The 16,819-nt window shown below is 70.7% G+C and carries 12 protein-coding genes; 7 read left to right on the forward strand and 5 right to left on the reverse strand.

All coding sequences use genetic code 11. The features are described from left to right. Positions 1-119: 119 nt before the first annotated feature. Complete coding sequence (dusB, locus tag OG448_RS20935; RefSeq protein ID WP_405555921.1) at positions 120-1,250, forward strand: tRNA dihydrouridine synthase DusB; 1,131 nt, start codon at positions 120-122, stop codon at positions 1,248-1,250. A gap of 65 nt (positions 1,251-1,315) precedes the next feature. On the opposite strand, the gene OG448_RS20940 is transcribed toward dusB, so the two are convergent. The 3 genes from OG448_RS20940 to OG448_RS20950 all read right to left on the reverse strand — a co-directional run bounded on the left by OG448_RS20940 (position 1,316) and on the right by OG448_RS20950 (position 7,201). Then, positions 1,316-3,469, reverse strand: a complete 2,154-nt coding sequence (locus OG448_RS20940) for a CDP-alcohol phosphatidyltransferase (RefSeq protein ID WP_405555923.1) — start codon at positions 3,467-3,469, stop codon at positions 1,316-1,318. A 403-nt stretch (positions 3,470-3,872) separates the two neighbouring features. Beyond that, positions 3,873-5,801 (reverse strand): glycogen debranching N-terminal domain-containing protein, encoded by a 1,929-nt coding sequence (locus tag OG448_RS20945; protein ID WP_405555925.1) that lies wholly within the window; start codon positions 5,799-5,801, stop codon positions 3,873-3,875. Then, on the reverse strand, positions 5,798-7,201 hold the full coding sequence (locus OG448_RS20950; RefSeq protein WP_405555927.1) for an MGH1-like glycoside hydrolase domain-containing protein: 1,404 nt from the start codon (positions 7,199-7,201) through the stop codon (positions 5,798-5,800). Before OG448_RS20950 ends, OG448_RS20945 begins: the two co-directional genes overlap by 4 nt. A 119-nt stretch (positions 7,202-7,320) precedes the next feature. On the opposite strand from OG448_RS20950, the gene OG448_RS20955 reads away from it, so the two are divergent. The 3 genes from OG448_RS20955 (at position 7,321) to OG448_RS20965 (ending at position 12,302) form a co-directional block, all read left to right on the forward strand. Next, entirely contained in the window at positions 7,321-8,541 is a 1,221-nt protein-coding gene (locus OG448_RS20955; protein ID WP_405555929.1) for an ROK family protein, read from the forward strand. Between the two features lie 406 nt (positions 8,542-8,947). Then, positions 8,948-11,668, forward strand: coding sequence for a pyruvate, phosphate dikinase (gene ppdK, locus OG448_RS20960; protein WP_405555931.1), 2,721 nt, complete (start codon positions 8,948-8,950; stop codon positions 11,666-11,668). A gap of 229 nt (positions 11,669-11,897) precedes the next feature. Then, a complete protein-coding gene (locus OG448_RS20965) occupies positions 11,898-12,302 on the forward strand; it encodes a hypothetical protein (protein WP_405555933.1) in 405 nt (134 codons plus the stop codon). A gap of 47 nt (positions 12,303-12,349) precedes the next feature. Here OG448_RS20965 and OG448_RS20970 read toward each other — a convergent pair whose 3' ends face one another. Together OG448_RS20970 and OG448_RS20975 are read right to left on the reverse strand one after the other, a co-directional pair. Next, positions 12,350-12,589 carry a hypothetical protein gene (locus tag OG448_RS20970; protein WP_405555935.1) on the reverse strand — a complete coding sequence of 80 codons (240 nt, stop codon included), beginning with the start codon at positions 12,587-12,589 and terminating at the stop codon, positions 12,350-12,352. A gap of 194 nt (positions 12,590-12,783) precedes the next feature. Further along, a complete protein-coding gene (locus OG448_RS20975) occupies positions 12,784-13,692 on the reverse strand; it encodes a hypothetical protein (protein ID WP_405555937.1) in 909 nt (302 codons plus the stop codon). A 151-nt stretch (positions 13,693-13,843) separates the two neighbouring features. Here OG448_RS20975 and OG448_RS20980 point away from each other — a divergent pair, with 151 nt between their 5' ends. Genes OG448_RS20980 through OG448_RS20990 form a run of 3 tightly spaced genes read left to right on the forward strand, consistent with a single transcriptional unit; the run spans position 13,844 to position 16,813 of the window. Continuing rightward, complete coding sequence (locus tag OG448_RS20980) at positions 13,844-15,088, forward strand: ABC transporter substrate-binding protein (RefSeq protein ID WP_405555939.1); 1,245 nt, start codon at positions 13,844-13,846, stop codon at positions 15,086-15,088. Beyond that, a complete protein-coding gene (locus OG448_RS20985; RefSeq protein ID WP_405555941.1) occupies positions 15,085-15,987 on the forward strand; it encodes a carbohydrate ABC transporter permease in 903 nt (300 codons plus the stop codon). Before OG448_RS20980 ends, OG448_RS20985 begins: the two co-directional genes overlap by 4 nt. Beyond that, positions 15,980-16,813 (forward strand): carbohydrate ABC transporter permease, encoded by an 834-nt coding sequence (locus OG448_RS20990; protein WP_405555943.1) that lies wholly within the window; start codon positions 15,980-15,982, stop codon positions 16,811-16,813. Before OG448_RS20985 ends, OG448_RS20990 begins: the two co-directional genes overlap by 8 nt. Positions 16,814-16,819: the final 6 nt, after the last annotated feature.

The following is a 16,819-nucleotide window of genomic DNA, read 5'->3' on the forward strand; positions in this document are numbered from 1 at the left end:
TGACCCCTACATGATCCGTCCGGTACCCGAACATGATCCGCCCCGTAGGGGGAGGGGCACGGGTGAGGTGAGGGACAATGGACGACGCCCATGCCGTACATCCGTCCCGGAGCCCCCTGATGACCCAGCCGCTGTCCATCGGCCCGCACGCCGTGGTGCCGCCCGTCGTGCTCGCACCCATGGCCGGGATCACCAACGCCCCCTTCCGCACCCTGTGCCGGGAGTTCAGCGGGGGCAAGGGGCTGTTCGTCAGCGAGATGATCACCACGCGGGCGCTGGTCGAGCGCAACGACAAGACCATGCAGCTCATCCGGTTCGACGAGACCGAGAAGCCCCGCTCGATCCAGTTGTACGGCGTCGACCCGGTCACCGTCGGCAAGGCCGTCCGCATGATCGTGGAAGAGGGCCTGGCCGACCACATCGACCTGAACTTCGGCTGCCCGGTCCCCAAGGTGACCCGTAAGGGAGGCGGCTCCGCGCTGCCGTACAAGCGGAACCTGCTGCGGGCCATCCTGCGCGAGGCCGTCTCCGGCGCGGGCGACCTGCCGGTCACCATGAAGATGCGCAAGGGCATCGACGACGACCACATCACCTACCTCGACGCCGGCCGCATCGCCGTCGAGGAGGGCGTCACCGCCATCGCCCTGCACGGCCGCACCGCCGCCCAGCACTACGGCGGCACCGCCGACTGGAGTGCCATCGCCCGGCTGAAGGAGCACGTCCCGGAGATCCCGGTGCTCGGCAACGGCGACATCTGGTCCGCCGAGGACGCGCTGCGCATGGTCCGCGAGACCGGCTGCGACGGCGTGGTCGTCGGCCGGGGTTGCCTCGGCCGGCCCTGGCTCTTCGCCGACCTGGTCGCCGCCTTCGAGGGCCGCGACGACTTCCAGCGGCCCGTGCTGCGCCAGGTCGCCGACGTGATGGTCCGGCACGCCACGCTGCTCGGGGAGTGGCTCGGCGACGAGTCACGCGGTGTCATCGACTTCCGCAAGCACGTCGCCTGGTACCTCAAGGGCTTCGCGGTCGGTTCCGAGATGCGTAAGCGGCTCGCCATCACCTCCTCGCTGGAGGAGCTGCGCGCCGGCCTGGACGAGCTGGACCTCGACCAGGCGTGGCCCACCGGCGCCGACGGCCCGCGCGGGCGCACCTCCGGCAACAACCGGGTGGTCCTGCCGGACGGCTGGCTGAAGGACCCGTACGACTGCGCGGGCGTCAGCGAGGACGCCGAGCTGGACACCTCCGGCGGCTGAACGGCACCAGGGCCGGCCCCCTGAGGGACCGGCCCTGCCCTCAAGGCCCCTAGGGACCCTGGTGATCAGCCCTTCTTCGGGTGCGGCGTGGAGCCGTAGGCGGTCAGGAAGCGGTCGCGGAAGAGGTTCATCTTCCACACCGGCGCGTCGTGCGCGGGTCGCAGGCCGTCCGTCCAGCCCCAGTCACCGATCTTGTCGAGCACCTTCGGGTCCTTGGCGACGATCGAGATCGGTACGTCCCTGCTGGCGTGGTTGCCGCTGACGCGGGCGATGGGCTGGTGGTCGCCGAGGAAGACCAGAACCGTGTCCTTGGAGCCGTAGCGCTCCAGCCACTCGGTGAGCGCGGTGACCGAGTACTGGATCGACTTGCCGTACTCCTGGCGGGACTTGGTGGTGTCCGCGATCACGTCGGCCGGCTTGTTGCCCGCCGCCTCGATGCCCTTGAAGATCGAGCCGTCGCCCAGCTCGTCCCAGCCGACCATCTTCGGGATCGGGCCCCAGGGCTGGTGGCTGGAGGTCAGGATGACCTCCGACATCATCGGCTTGGCGTGCTTCTTGCCGTGCACCCGCTGCTGGAACTGCTCCAGGGTGTACTGGTCCGGCATCGTGGACCAACTGAACTTCGGTCCCTTGTAGCCGAGTTCGAAGGCGTTGTAGACCTTGTCCAGCCCGAAGAAGCTCTGCTCGGGCCACGCCTTCTGGACACCCGGCATCACGCCGACCGTGTCCCAGGCGCCGGACTTCTTGAACACCTTGGTCAGGCTGAGGTGGTCGCTCGCCATCACCGTGCGGTAGCGCTGCTGGTTGCTCACCCACAGCCCGGACAGGCTGGTGGAGTGGCCGAGCCAACTGCTGCCGCCGTACGTCGCGGAGGTCAGCCAGCCGCTCTTGGCGTGGTAACCCGCCTTCTTCAGCGCCTCGGTGCGCACGGCGAGGGTCTTGTCCACGCCGGGCGCCATGATCGGGTCCTCGATCGCGCTGCGGCCGTAGCTCTCGATGAACGTGAAGATCATGTCCTTGCCGCGCAGGTCCGGCACGAGCTGGTCGGGCGGGGTCGCGCCGAACGCGTCCACCTTGGCGACCTTCTGGAACTCGGCCTCGTCCTTGAGCGTGTCGGACACCCGCTCGGTCTGGCTCTGGAGGGTGACGGCGGCGCTGTCGGCGGCGAGGGGCACGCCCGCGAGCTGCACCCCGAAGGAGGAGCAGGTGATCCAGACGACGCCCGCGATCAGCGTGCCCCGGGTCGCGGTGGCGGAGTGCCGGGCGAGGACGTTGCTCAGGCGTACGACGGCGTAGGCCAGCGCGGCGAACAGCAACAGTACGAGGACGATCAGACCGGCGGTCACGGCGAGGGTGGCCGCCCGGCCGAGCGAGTCCTCCAGGTACGACTGCGCGTCGCCCAGCAGGCTCCAGTCCAGCACCAGGTTGAAGGTCCGGCCCAGGTACTGCTTGAACCCCATGTCCAGCCAGTTCAGCACCGTCAGAGCGGCGAGCGCGACCCCGCTGGCCGCCGCGAGCACCACCCGGGGCTTCCTGGGCAGCGCGAGCAGGATGGCCGCCCCGACGATCGCCTCTCCGGGCAGCCGGAAGAACTTGGCGGGGCCGATGCCGACGATGGTCGCGGGCATCACCAGCGTGCAGACGACCAGGATGGCGGACAGGACGGTGATGGTCCGGGAGAGGACGCGGGCCCGCCGGGGGTGTTCCGCCTGCCAGCGGGTGAGGCGGGCGAAGCGGGGTGGCTTGGCGGGGGTGTCGGGGGTGCCCTTGGGGGTGGGGTCCGCGTCAGGGCCGGTGTCGGAGGCGGCCTCGGGGGCGCCCTCGGGGTCGGCCTTCGCGTCGGGCGCATGGGCCGTCGCCGCGCCGGGGGAGACCTCGGGGGTGCCCTCAGGGGCAGCCTTCGCCCCGGGCACGTGGCTCGCCTCCGCCTGCGGGCCGGAGTCAGGGGCGCCCTCGGGGTCGGCCTTCACTTCGGGCGTGCCGCCCGCCTCTGCCTGCGGCCCCCCCTGGGGGGCATCGTGCGGGTGTGCTTCGGGGTCGGAGTCAGGGACCGGCTCGGGTTCGGCCCCGGTCTTGGCGCCCCCGCCCGCTTCCGCCTCCGGGGCGTTCTCCGGGCGGACTTCAGGCGCGGCGGCAGCCTCCGGGACGGCGTCCCCGACCTCGGGACCCGCCTCCGCCGGCCCCACCTCGTCCGGGCCCGCCCCGGTTCCGGCGTTCACCCCGGTTCCGGCGCGCGCCCCGGTACGGGCGTCCACCCCGCCCCCGTGAGTCTTCGCTCCCGATGCCTCGGCGTCCCCACCGGCCGCCCGGTCATCACTCTTCCCGTGCTCGACAAGGGTCTCGGTGCCCACCACCCCGCGGCCTTCGGCGGAGCCCTCCGAGGGACCACCCCCCGCTCCCCCCGGCGCGTCGGGTGACGTATGCGTGTTCTTCTGCTGAGGCAACCCGGAGGTCCTTCCGCGCGAGGCCGGTGACGACGGAGGCGGCGGGCCACGCTGGGGAGGCTGGGCAGGACCGTTCGAGGCCGGTCCGCCTGGCCCGCCGTCCTTCCGTACGGTCCGCCGCGGGCCGCTGTTCACGGCCTACGGCAAATACCGGGCAAACGCCCGGTCAAGGCCGGTCTCAGGCGCCCCCGACCGCGGTGAGCAGGGCGAGCGGCGCGGCAGCCGAACGGGACTCCCGCACACACGCGTGCGGGTACGGTACCGGCTCGGGGTGGGTGTCACGGCCGTAACCCGCCAGCACTTCGGGAAGCCGGTGTCCGGCGGTGGCCGCCGCGTCCACCAGGCCCCGGGCCACCGCGCGGGCCTCGTCGTGCAGCCCGTAGCGGGCGAGGCCCAGGGTGATCAGCGCGTTGTCGTGCGGCCAGACCGAGCCCCGGTGGTAGGAGAGCGGGTGGTAGGCGGCCTGGCCGGCGGCCAGCGTGCGGACGCCCCAGCCGGAGAAGAAGTCCGGCTCCAGCAGCCGGCGCCCGACGGCCTCCCCGTACTCCTTGTCCAGCAGCCCCGACCACAGCAGGTGCCCTGCGTCCGAGGCGAGCGCGTCTATCCGGTGGCCGTCGCCGTCCAACGCCAGGGCGGGGAAAGCCTGTTCGGGCAGCCAGAAGTCCCGCTGGAAGCGGTCGCGCAGGTCGGCCGCCGCCTGTTCCAGCAGCGCCGCGTACGTCCCGTCGCCCCACACCGTCCGCGCCAGCCACGCCGTGCGGCGCAGCGCGTCGTACGCGTACCCCTGCGCGCCCGCCGCCATCACCGCGCCGCTCGGCCGGGTGCCGTCGGCGCGGCAGATCGCGCCGGGGGAGTCCTTCCAGTTCTGGTTGGCGAGGCCGCCCTCGTCGGCGCGGTACACGAGGTAGCCGCGCGCGGTCAGCCCGCCGTGGTCCAGCATCCAGCCGACCGCCGCGCGGGCGTGCGGCTCGAGGCGCCGGGCCAGGGCCGTGTCGCCGGTGCGCTCGGTGTAGGCGCCGAGCAGGACCAGGAAGAGCGGGGTGGCGTCGACCGAGCCGTAGTAACGCCCGTAGGGCACCTGCCCGAAGTGGGCCAGCTCGCCGTTCCGGACCTCGTGCACGATCTTGCCGGGCTGGGCGACCGGGGAGGCGCTGTCGGCGGTGGCCTGGGTGGCGGCCAGCGCAGGAAGCGTGGCGGCGGCCAACCGCGGGCGGTACGGCAGGGCGAACAGCGAGGTGAGCAGGGCGTCCCGGCCGAGCAGCGTGAGGAACCAGGGCGCGCCCCCGGCCGGCACCCGCAGCCCCTCCCCGTCCGGCCCTCGCGCCGGTACCTGGAGCGTGGCCAGGTCGGACAGCCCGCGCACACAGGAGGCCGCCAACTCCGGCCAAGCGGTGGGGAAGGCGACGCCCTCCATGAACTCCTCCTCCGCCGCACGGAGTTCACCGCTCACGGCGGCCGGGGAGCGGGGTACGCGCACCGCGTGCCGGTCGCCGTGCGGGCGGGCCACCACCCGCAGCAGCAGCTCCGCCTCGCCGTGCGGGGCGAGTTCGAGCGTCCAGACCAGCCGCCGGGCACCGGTACCGGTCTCCTCCACCGCCTCCGGAGCCGGGTCGGCGGTGATGGTCGTACAGGACCGCCACTCACCGCGCCGGTACCCGAACTCGATTCCGTCGTCCAGGACTCGGCGGCTGCGTACGGCACCGGCCTTGACGTAGGTGCGGTGGTCGGAGCGCAGCTCGAACTGGTCGGTGAAGTCGGCGTCGACGGTGAGCGCGAGCCGCACCGTGGTGGCCGTCGGAAGGTTGCCGGTGATGCGTACCGACTCCACGAACGAGCTGTCACCCACGGCCTGTTCACGCCACAGGGTGTACGCGGGCGGCTCCTGGCGCCCGCCGCGCGGCACCAGTACGCAGCGTGCCGTGTCGCCCTCACCGACCGGGCGCAGCACCTCCGGTACCGCGCCGTCGACGGTGAGCTGCCAGCGGCTCACGTGCCGGGCGTCGCGCACGAACAGCCCGTCCACCTGGCCGCCGCCGCGCACCCCGCTGATGTCTCCCCGGTCGCCCACCGCGGCGAACGTGGCTCCCCGTACGAGCAGATGAGTCATCCCCGGTCCCCTCCCTCTTCCCCTGTCTCCACAGCCCCGCCCCTGTCGTGCAGCAGGTCCAGCGTCAGCGCGGCGGTCCAGCCGAACCCCGGCGCCCCGCACGCCTCGCCGGTGTCCGGGTCGACGTACTCCGCGAACCCGGAGTTCCCGGCCGCGTGCAGGAAGGCGGTGCGCAGGGCGTCGGCCGCCGCCTTCTCGCCGTGGGCGCGCAACCCGCGCTCCACCAGCCAGGCGGTGTTGAACCAGGCCGGGCCCCGCCAGTACCGGTTCGGCTCGAAGGCCGGTCCGCGCAGGTCGTAGCTGGGCACGAGCCCGGTGCGCGCCGCGAAGTGCGGGCCGCGCAGGGTGCCCGCCAGCGCGCCGGCCACCTCGCGGGGGAGGCCGGGCAGCAGCAGCGGGACCAGGCCCGACACGCTCCGCTCCCGGAGCGGGCCGCCCCGCAGGTCCCGGCAGAGGAACATCCCGGAGGCGTCGTCCCACAGCCGGTCCACCAGGGCCGCCGTGAGCCGCTCGGCGCGGGCGTGCCGGGCGGTGCCGGGGGCGCCCAACTCGGCGGCGATACGGGCGAGGGCGTGCTCGGAGGCGATCAGCAGGGCGTTGAAGGACGGGTCCTCCACTGCGAACTCCCCGCCGCCGTGGGCGTATTCACCGTCCCGGTAGTCGGCCGCGAGGCGCACGTACCGCCCGTAGTCCAGATCGGTCGGCCGGTCCTCGGGGGTGCCGTGGTCGAGGTCGGCGCGGCGGAAGGAACGGGCCGCGGCCGGGGTGACGCGAGCCAACGGGCCGTCCCAGCACGGGCTGTTGTCCATGCCCTGCTCCCACGGGTGCACCACCGACACCAGCCCGCCCCCGCCCAGGTCCCGGCGGCGCAGCAGATAGCGGTGCCAGGCGGCCAGCCGGGGATACACCCGCGCCAGGAAGCCGCGCGCCCGCGACAGGCCGGGGTCTGCCTGGTGCACCAGCCAGGCGGCCAGCGCGTGCACGGGTGGCTGCACGATGCCGGACGTCTGTACGGTGCGCGGGGCGCCCGCGGCCCGCCCGGCGGTGGAGGAGCGCCAGAAGTCGGGGCTGGGGAAGTAGGCGTCGAGCGGCACGGAGGGGGAGAAGACGATGTGCGGCACCCGCCCGTCCCCCCACTGCGCCGCGAGCAGCGTCTCCAGCTCCGTCTGCGCCCGCAGCGGCGACAGGCGCCTGAGCCCGATGGCGATGAATGCCGAGTCCCAGGACCACTGGTGCGGATACAGGCTCCGGGAGGGGACCGTCGAGTTGCCCGTCCAGTTGGCCGCCAGCACACGGGCCGCCCTGACGTGCAGCGATGCACCCCGAGGCGCGGTGGAGGGCGGATCGTATGCGATCCCGCGCTCGGTGACACGTGCGGTGAGCTGGGCAGTGCGATCCACTCGGGGCTCCCCGAAGACGTCCGGCCGACCTGGTTCGGTTGTGTCTATCGCAGGGTTACGTCTATTTAACACGCAAAACCCAATATGTAATGCAAACTTGAGGAACACAAGGGGGTGGCATGACCGGAAAGCCCGGCAGGACGGCCAGGGGCGGCGCTCAGACGAGCGCCGGTGATCTGCTCGACCTGGTGCGCAGCGGACGGGCCGTCACGCGCGGCGCGCTCCAGCAGATGACCGGGCTCTCCCGTGCCACGGTCGGCCAGCGCCTGGACCGGCTGTTCCGGGCGGGCTGGCTGCGCGAGGGTGCGAACGGCCCGGTGGACTCACCGCTCGGCGGCCGCCCCGCCATCACCCTGGAGTTCGACGGCTCGCACGCCGTGGTCCTCGCCGCCGACCTCGACACCCGGCACGCCCGCGCGGCCCTGCTCACCCTGACCGGGGAGATCCTCGCCGAACGCTCCGGCCCCCTGGTCGTGGAGGACGGCCCCGAGGTGGTCCTCGCCGGGCTGGGCCGCTGGTTCGCCGAACTGCTCACCGAGACCGGCCACGCCCCGGAGGCGGTCTGCGGCATCGGACTCGGCGTGCCGGGCCCCGTGAACAGCGAGACCGGGCGGGTGGTCCAGCCGCCCATGATGTCCGGCTGGGACGGCTACGACATAAGGGGCCGCCTCTCCCGCGCCTTCACCGAGCACACCGGCGCCGGACCCGTCCCGGTCCTGGTCGACAACGACGCCAACCTCATGGCGTACGGCGAACAGCGCACCGGACACCCCGACTGCCGGGCGTTCGTGCTGGTCAAGGTCTCCACCGGTATCGGCGCGGGGGTCGTGGTGGACGGCGCGATCTACCGGGGCGTGGACGGCGGCGCGGGCGACCTCGGGCACATCCGGGTCGGCACGGAGGCGCTGTGCCGCTGCGGCTCGTACGGCTGCCTCGCCGCCGTCGCCAGCGGTGGTGCGGTGGCCCGGCGGCTGAGGGAGGCGGGCGTGCCGGCCGCGTCCGGCTCGGACGTACGGGGTCTGCTGGCCGCCGGGCACCCGGAGGCGGCGGCCCTGGCGCGGGAGGCCGGACGCCGGGTCGGGGACGTACTGGCGACCGTCGTGACCCTGCTCAACCCCGGTGTGCTGATGATCGCGGGTGATCTCGCCGGGACGCCTTTCCTGACCGGAGTGCGCGAACTGCTCTACCAGCGGGCGCTGCCCCGCTCCACCGCCCACCTCGACGTCCTCACCGCGCGGCTGGGGGAGCGGGCGGGGCTGATCGGCGCGGGCGCGCTGGTCGTGGAGCACCTGTACGCCCCGGAGCGGGTGGAGGAACGGCTCACCGCGCTGGGTGTGTGACGGCCCGGTTTCCGGCCCGGAACGGCGTCCGCATGGTGAAATCCGGTGCCGTGTGGCAGCGTGATTCTCGCCACCCTTGATAAGGGTCGCGCTCAGATGAGCGGATCTTGGGCGGCTGCACTTCTCCAAGGAGTGGCACTCGGTGCCACCCCGTCGGCGTTCAATGATCGAAATCAAGCGTGCCGATCATCGCTCATATGAGCAGGATGTGGCGTCGCCGCACACCCGTCCGTTCAAGAAGTGAACACTCGCGTGGCCCTGGCCTTGCCATGCTTTTGCTTTAGATCCTGTGGCAGACGGCTGGTTACAGGCTTATGACGCACGACTGGACGTACCAAGGTGCCTTCGATCTGGGTATGTTCCTCGCCGTCAGGGCAGCCACCGTGGCCTCAAGGAGTCGAGACCCGTGTCGGAAAACAAAGAGCCTCACGTAGCGAAGTTCGTCTACGACTTCACCGAGGGCAACAAGGACCTCAAGGACCTGCTCGGTGGCAAGGGCGCCAACCTCGCCGAGATGACCAACCTCGGGCTGCCGGTCCCTCCCGGCTTCACCATCACCACCGAGGCGTGCAAGGTCTACCTCGACAGCGGTGAGGAGCCCGCGGCACTGCGTGACGAGGTGAGTGCGCACCTCGACGCGCTGGAGCAGCGGATGGGCAAGAAGCTCGGCCAGGCCGACGACCCGCTGCTGGTCTCGGTCCGCTCCGGTGCCAAGTTCTCCATGCCCGGCATGATGGACACCGTCCTGAACATCGGCCTCTCCGACAAGTCGGTGAAGGGCCTGGCCAAGCAGGCCGGCGACGAGCGCTTCGCGTGGGACTCCTACCGGCGCCTCATCCAGATGTTCGGCAAGACCGTCCTCGGCGTCGACGGCGAGCTGTTCGAGGAGGCGCTGGAGAAGGCCAAGGAGGCCAAGGGCGTCCAGGTCGACACCGAGCTGGACGCGGCCGACCTGAAGAAGCTGGTCACCGCCTTCAAGAAGACCGTCAAGACCGAGGCCGGCCGGGACTTCCCGCAGGACCCGCGCGAGCAGATGGACCTCGCCATCCACGCGGTCTTCGACTCCTGGAACACCGATCGCGCCAAGCTCTACCGCCGCCAGGAACGCATCCCGCACGACCTCGGCACCGCCGTCAACGTCTGCTCGATGGTCTTCGGCAACCTCGGCCCCGACTCCGGCACCGGCGTCGCCTTCACCCGCGACCCCGCCTCCGGGCACCAGGGCGTCTACGGCGACTACCTCCAGAACGCGCAGGGCGAGGACGTGGTCGCGGGCATCCGCAACACCGTGCCGCTCGCGGAGCTGGAGAACATCGACAAGGCGTCGTACGACCAGCTCATGCAGATCATGGAGACGCTGGAGAACCACTACAAGGATCTCTGCGACATCGAGTTCACCATCGAGCGCGGCAAGCTGTGGATGCTCCAGACCCGCGTGGGCAAGCGCACCGCGGGCGCGGCGTTCCGTATCGCCACCCAGCTCGTGGACCAGGGTCTGATCGACGAGACCGAGGCGCTCCAGCGGGTCAACGGCGCGCAGTTGGCGCAGCTCATGTTCCCCCGCTTCGACGAGGACGCCAGGGCCGAGCAGGTCGGGCGGGGCATCGCCGCCTCGCCGGGCGCGGCGGTCGGCAAGGCGGTCTTCGACTCGTACACCGCCGTCAAGTGGTCCCGCTCGGGCGAGAAGGTCATCCTGGTGCGCCGGGAGACCAACCCCGACGACCTGGACGGCATGATCGCCGCCGAGGGCATCCTCACCTCGCGCGGCGGCAAGACCTCCCACGCGGCCGTGGTCGCGCGCGGCATGGGCAAGACCTGTGTCTGCGGCGCGGAGGAGCTGGAGGTCGACACCAAGCGGCGCCGGATGATCGTGCCGGGCGGGCACGTGGTGGAGGAGGGCGACGTCATCTCCATCGACGGCTCCTCCGGCAAGGTGTACCTCGGTGAGGTGCCGGTGGTTCCCTCGCCCGTCGTGGAGTACTTCGAAGGCCGGATGCACCCGGGCGCGGACGACGCCGACGAGCTGGTCGAGGCCGTGCACCGGATGATGGCCTTCGCCGACCGCAAGCGCCGGCTGCGGGTACGGGCCAACGCCGACAACGCCGAGGACGCGCTGCGGGCGCGGCGGTTCGGGGCGCAGGGCATCGGGCTGTGCCGTACCGAGCACATGTTCCTCGGGGACCGGCGTGAGCTGGTGGAGCGGCTGATCCTGGCCGACACCGAGACGGAGCGCGAGGAGTCGCTGAAGCAGCTTCTCCCGCTCCAGAAGCAGGACTTCGTCGAGCTGTTCGAGGCGATGGACGGGCTGCCGGTGACGGTACGTCTGCTCGACCCGCCGCTGCACGAGTTCCTGCCCGACATCACCGAGCTGTCGGTCCGCGTGGCCCTCGCCGAGTCCCGGCAGGAGCCGCACGAGAACGAACTCCGCCTCCTCCAGGCGGTGCACCGCCTCCACGAGCAGAACCCGATGCTGGGTCTGCGCGGTGTGCGGCTCGGTCTGGTGATCCCGGGCCTGTTCACCATGCAGGTCCGCGCCATCGCGGAGGCGGCTGCCGAGCGCAAGGCGGCCAAGGGCGACCCGCGCGCCGAGATCATGATCCCGCTGGTCGGTACGGTCCAGGAGCTGGAGATCGTCCGCGACGAGGCCGACCAGGTCATCGCGGAGGTCGAGGCGGCGACGGGCACCAAGCTGAAGCTGGCGATCGGCACGATGATCGAGCTGCCGCGCGCCGCGCTGACCGCCGGCCAGATCGCGGAGGCCGCGGAGTTCTTCTCCTTCGGCACGAACGACCTCACGCAGACGGTGTGGGGCTTCAGCCGGGACGACGTGGAGGCATCCTTCTTCACGGCGTACCTGGAGAAGGGCATCTTCGGCGTCAGCCCGTTCGAGACGATCGACAAGGACGGCGTGGGCTCGCTGGTCAAGTCGGCGGTCACGGCGGGCCGTTCGACCCGCCCCGACCTCAAGCTCGGCGTCTGCGGCGAGCACGGCGGCGACCCGGAGTCCGTCCACTTCTTCCACGAGGTCGGCCTCGACTACGTCTCCTGCTCCCCGTTCCGCATCCCGGTAGCCCGCCTGGAAGCCGGCCGCGCAGCCACCCAGTCGGAGGGCAGCGACCACCGCTGACCCCCCATCCCCCGGAGCCCCTCGTCGGTCCCCGACCCTCACCACCGATCGCCGACGGGCTCCGGCACCAAAGAGAGGCGGCACCCTGTGCGGGGGTGCCGCCTCTTTGGGTGTGGGCTGGGGGACTGTCAAGCTACGTCGCCGTCCGGTGGGTTCGCTCCAGCCCGTGACACTGTGCGCCGTCCGTGCGCCTGTGATCATTTTCATCGGTTGAGTACAGTCCGCCTGCATGGCGAAGAAGAAGAAGAATGAACTCTGGCGTTACTGGGGAATCGCTGCTTTCATAGTCGCTATCGCCGGGTGGCTGACTGCCGATATAGGGACTATCGGAATCACTGTCTTATCTGCTCTCAGCTTTCTTTGGTTCCTGTTTCAGGCGCCCGTGCCGTGCGGTGCGCTCAACCGAGGTGACGTGGACCAGTGCAGGAACAACGGACGCGGAGTTCTGCGCGGCTGCCATATCAAGCACCATCAGTGGCAGAAGTTGAAGGCGCTTGTGTTGCGTCGCAGGTGGCGTCAAATGTCATCTGAACTCTTTCCGAACGCGACCACAGCGCTGGCCAGCATGGGTGCGATTATTGCTCTGATGTCTTCAGTGATTGGTGTAGTGAAGTCTCTCAGTGGCAAAGGATGATGGTGGCCGGGCGGGTCATCAAGCGCAGCCATTTGTACGGCTGACGATCAGTGGTTGTCCCTCCTGTCCTTCCAGCGGATGATCGCGGCCCCGCACAGGACACCAAGGCCACTTGTCGTTACCGTCAGCGCGAACGACAGCGAGTCGTCCCAGGGCTTGCCCATCACCCAGTGGAAGCACAGGGCTGCGAGCCCAGCCACGGCAAAGAAGTAAGCCAGTACCGCCAGCAGCCTTACCGAGAGAGGACGGTGTCGCAGCCACGGCCCCAGGCCCCATCGCTTCGTCATGCCAGTGCGGCTACCCCGCTGACAGGCGGGGCCAAGACTCCCCGCGAACGCCGAGTCGCGCAGGCGTATCCCGGCGGCGAGTACGGCTGCTCCTGGCGAAGTGCCCTCAGGTACGGCAGACGGCTGACTACCCGGCTCGGGGGAGTCAGCCGCGCGCGATGTGCCGGGGTGCCGCCTCTTTGGGGGGGCCGGGGTCACTCCTCGACGAACAGGTCCTCGGCATAGGTGGCGTGGACGGCGCGCTGGGCCCAGAGTTCGAGTTGGTCCGGGTCGTCGCAGGTGTTCACCCGCTCGCAGACGTGCTCGGGGACGGGGATTCCGCGCCACTCGAGGACGTGAAGGACCATCTCCGCCTTGGCCTGGGCCCGGCCCTCCTCGCGGCCCTGTTCCAAGCCCTGTTCCCGCCCCTCCTCCCGCACCTGTTCCGCCAGCGGGTGGCGCCAGAAGTACTGGATCGCGGTCATCAGGTCCCTCCACATCTGCTTCGCCTGGGGGTCGGCCAGGCATGAGTCGACGAACTGTACGAAGACCGCGGCGCTGTCCGGGTCGATGGTCTTCAGGGCGGTGGCGAGTGATTCCAGTATGGGCGCGGCCTGCGGTCCGCGTCCGTGTGTCATCGCGGAAAGGACCGCGAGGGGTACGTCCTGTTCGGCCTGCCGCTCGTCCGTGATCACCGGGACGTTGTCGGGGCCCAGCACCAGGGGCCGGACGGTCAGCGAGTGCCAGCCGGGGAAGCCGAGGCGGATGGGCTGGGCGGCCCAGCGGGCGGTCGCGCTGTTCTGGGTGATGACGATGAGGACGGGTTCGCAGCGGTACTTCTCGTACAGGTACGACAGGTAGTACGGCCAACTGCCCCGCTTGCGGTCGTCCACTTTGCCTTGGGACTCGACCACGAGGAGATATGTGCCCTCGTCCGTCTCCGCGCGCAGCAGCGTGTCGACACGGCGCTCGACCGGCTCGGTCTCGGTGAGATCGACGTTCAGCGCGGCGATCTCGTGCGGTTCGGGGAACGGTACGTGCAGTACCCGCTGCAGCGCCCGCGTCAGCAGGGCCGGGCCCTTCTGGAAGATGCGGTGCAGCGCCTCGTGCGACGAGCCGACCATCAGCTCTCCTTTCGTACGAAAGGCACAACGAGCCGCCTCACGAAAGGTCGCCCCCAGGCGTGACACACCGTCGCAACACCCTCTTCGTACTCGTCCCGCATCGTTGATCGCCGGGCCGGGCATCGATGACGGAAGGCGAGGAGGTGCTCATATGGCGGTCAGCCGCAGGGGGCTGTTGGGTGCGGGGGCGGGCGTCGGGTTGCTGGCCGCCTGCGGGGGCAACACGGGGCGCGGGGGTGACAAGGGCGGGACGCGGCTCTCGCAGTGGTACCACCAGTACGGCGAGGCGGGGACCGAGCAGGCCGTCAAGCGGTATGCCGCCGGGTACGAGAAGGCCGACGTCAGTGTGCAGTGGCGGCCCGGCGACTACGACCGGCAGACCGCCGCCGCGCTGCTCACCGACTCCGGGCCGGACGTCTTCGAGGGGAGTCCGACGCTCGACCAGATCCAGGGCGGCCAGGTCGTCGACCTGACCGAGCTGCTGGACGGGGTGAGGGACGACTTCAACCCGGCCGTGCTGACGCCCAAGACGTACGACGGGAAGATCTGGGGCATCCCGCAGGTCATCGACATGCAGATGCTCTACTACCGCAAGAGCCTGCTCAGGGCCGCCGGTGTCGAGCCGCCCACGACCTTGGACGCCCTCGTGGACGCCGCCAAGCGGCTCACCGACGCCAAGGTCAAGGGACTCTTCCTCGGCAACGACGGCGGCGCGGGCGTCCTCTCCGGAACCCCCCTGGACGCGGCCGGACTTCAGCTCGTCACCGACGACGGCAAGGTCGGCTTCGACGACCCCGCCGCCGCCCGCACCCTCGGCAAACTCCACCACCTGTACGCCGACAAGTCCCTCCTGCTCGGCGCCCCCACCGACTGGTCGGACCCGGCCGCCTTCCTCCAGGGGCTCACGGCCATGCAGTGGTCGGGCCTGTGGGCGCTGCCCCAGGTGGCCAAGGAACTCGGCGACGACTTCGGGGTGTTGCCCTTCCCGAAGGACGGCCCGCACGGCGCCCCCGCCGTCCCCGTCGGCGCGTACGGCTCCGCCGTCAGCGCGCGCAGCCGGCACCGGGCGGCCGCCAAGGAGTACGTGAAGTGGCTGTGGGTCGAACGCACCGATCATCAGGAGGACTTCGCCCTCTCCTACGGCTTCCACATACCGGCCCGCATCTCCCTCGCCCGCAAGGCGGCCAGGCTGAGGTCCGGCCCCGCCGCCGACGCCGTCCGCTTCACCACCGAACACGGCCACGCCCAGCCCCTGTTGTGGACCCCGGCGAGCCAGACGGCCTACCAGGACGCCCTGGTCCGGATCATCAAGGGCGGCGCCAACCCGGAGAGCGAAGTGCGGGCGGTCGTACGGAAGGTGACCGCCGAACTCGACCGGGTGAAGAAGAAGCGGTGAAGCACCGGTCAGCGCTGTGGTTCTGGGTCTTCGTCGGCCCCTTCGCCGCCGGACTCGCCCTGTTCACCTATGTCCCACTGCTGTGGAGCGTCGGCCTGAGCTTCTTCGACGCGCACAACACCGTCACGCCCACGCACTTCGTCGGCCTGGACAACTACGCCGCGATGCTGCGGGACGACGCCTTTAGGGACAGCCTGAAGACGTTCCTCGTCTTCACCGCGTTCATCGTGCCCACCACCTACGTGGTCTCCCTGACCCTCGCCCTGATGGTCAACCGGGTCCGCTGGGCGCGGGCGTTCTTCCGGTCGGTGTTCTTCCTGCCGGCCGCGTGCAGTTACGTCGTCGCGGCCCTGATCTGGAAGATGTCCCTCTTCAGCGGGGTCCGGTTCGGGCTCGCCAACACCGTCCTCGGCTGGTTCGGCGCCGACTCCGTGGCCTGGCTCGCCACCCCCGACCCGCCCTGGTACTGGCTGGTCATCGTGACCGTACGGCTCTGGCTCCAGGCCGGCTTCTACATGATCCTCATCCTCGCCGGGCTCCAGCGCATCGACCCGGCGCTGTACGAGGCCGCCGCCGTGGACGGCGCCCGGCCGGGCTGGACCGTACTGCGCCACATCACGCTGCCCCAACTGCGCGCCACCTCCGTCGCGGTGGTGCTGCTGCTCGTCGTCAACGCCTTCCAGGCGTTCGACGAGTTCTACAACCTGCTCTCCGACGCCCGCGGTTACCCGCCCTACGCCCGCCCCCCGCTCGTCTACCTCTACTACACCGCCCTCGGCCAGGGGCAGAACCTCGGGCTGGGCAGCGCCGGTGCCGTGATCCTCGCGCTGGTCATCGCCGTCGTGACCGTCGCCCAGGCGCGCTGGCTGAAGCTCGGGAGGACCGACGCCGATGGATGACGCCCTCGTACGGGCCGGCCGGGCCCTGAGGCTCGCGGTGCTGATCGCGCTCGCGCTGCTCTTCCTGATCCCCTTCTACCTGCTGCTCCGCAACGGCCTCTCCAGCGAGCGGGACATCACCTCGCCCGAGTGGACCTTCTTCCCGCACGAGCTGCGCTGGGACAACGTCCACGAGCTGTTCGCGGACACCTCCGTCCCCTTCGCCCGCTCCCTGGTCAACTCCGCGCTGATCGCCGTCGCCACCACCCTCGGCACCCTGCTGCTCGCCTCCCTCGCGGGCTACGGCCTCGCCCGCATCCCCTACCGGCACGCGGGCAAGGTCTTCTACGGCATCCTCGGCACCCTGCTGATCCCGGCCGCCGTCACCTTCGTGCCCAGCTTCGTGCTGGTGTCCTCGCTAGGCTGGATCTCCACGCTGCGCGGCCTGATCGTGCCGACCCTGTTCTCGGCGTTCGCCTGCTTCGTCTTCCGCCAGTACTTCCTCGGGTTCCCGAGCGAGCTGGAGGACGCGGCGCAGGTCGACGGGCTCGGATACTGGCGTACGTACTGGCTGATCGTGGTACCGAACGCGCGGCCGGTGTTCGCCGCCGTCGGCACGATCGTGTTCCTCGGCGCCTGGAACTCGTTCCTGTGGCCCCTGGTCATCGGCCAGGACCAGAGCGCCTGGACGGTCCAGGTGGCCCTGTCGTCCTTCACCACCGCCCAGGTGATCCGGCTGCACGAACTGTTCGTCGCGGCCGCCGTGTCGATCCTGCCGCTGCTCGTCGTCTTCCTGGTCTTCCAGCGGTGGATCGTGACGGGGGTGGAGCGCTCCGGCATCGACTGACCGGGT

This window comes from Streptomyces sp. NBC_01171 (assembly GCF_045039805.1).
Lineage (GTDB): Bacteria > Actinomycetota > Actinomycetes > Streptomycetales > Streptomycetaceae > Streptomyces.

Bases quoted from the DNA above. Each gene is read 5' to 3' on its own strand.
- OG448_RS20975 (WP_405555937.1), bottom strand. From the start codon at position 13,692: ATGGTCGGCTCGTCGCACGAGGCGCTGCACCGCATCTTCCAGAAGGGC.
- dusB (WP_405555921.1), top strand. From the start codon at position 120: ATGACCCAGCCGCTGTCCATCGGCCCGCACGCCGTGGTGCCGCCCGTC.
- OG448_RS20945 (WP_405555925.1), bottom strand. From the start codon at position 5,801: ATGACTCATCTGCTCGTACGGGGAGCCACGTTCGCCGCGGTGGGCGAC.
- OG448_RS20965 (WP_405555933.1), top strand. From the start codon at position 11,898: ATGGCGAAGAAGAAGAAGAATGAACTCTGGCGTTACTGGGGAATCGCT.
- OG448_RS20980 (WP_405555939.1), top strand. From the start codon at position 13,844: ATGGCGGTCAGCCGCAGGGGGCTGTTGGGTGCGGGGGCGGGCGTCGGG.
- OG448_RS20990 (WP_405555943.1), top strand. From the start codon at position 15,980: ATGGATGACGCCCTCGTACGGGCCGGCCGGGCCCTGAGGCTCGCGGTG.
- OG448_RS20970 (WP_405555935.1), bottom strand. From the start codon at position 12,589: ATGACGAAGCGATGGGGCCTGGGGCCGTGGCTGCGACACCGTCCTCTC.
- OG448_RS20955 (WP_405555929.1), top strand. From the start codon at position 7,321: ATGACCGGAAAGCCCGGCAGGACGGCCAGGGGCGGCGCTCAGACGAGC.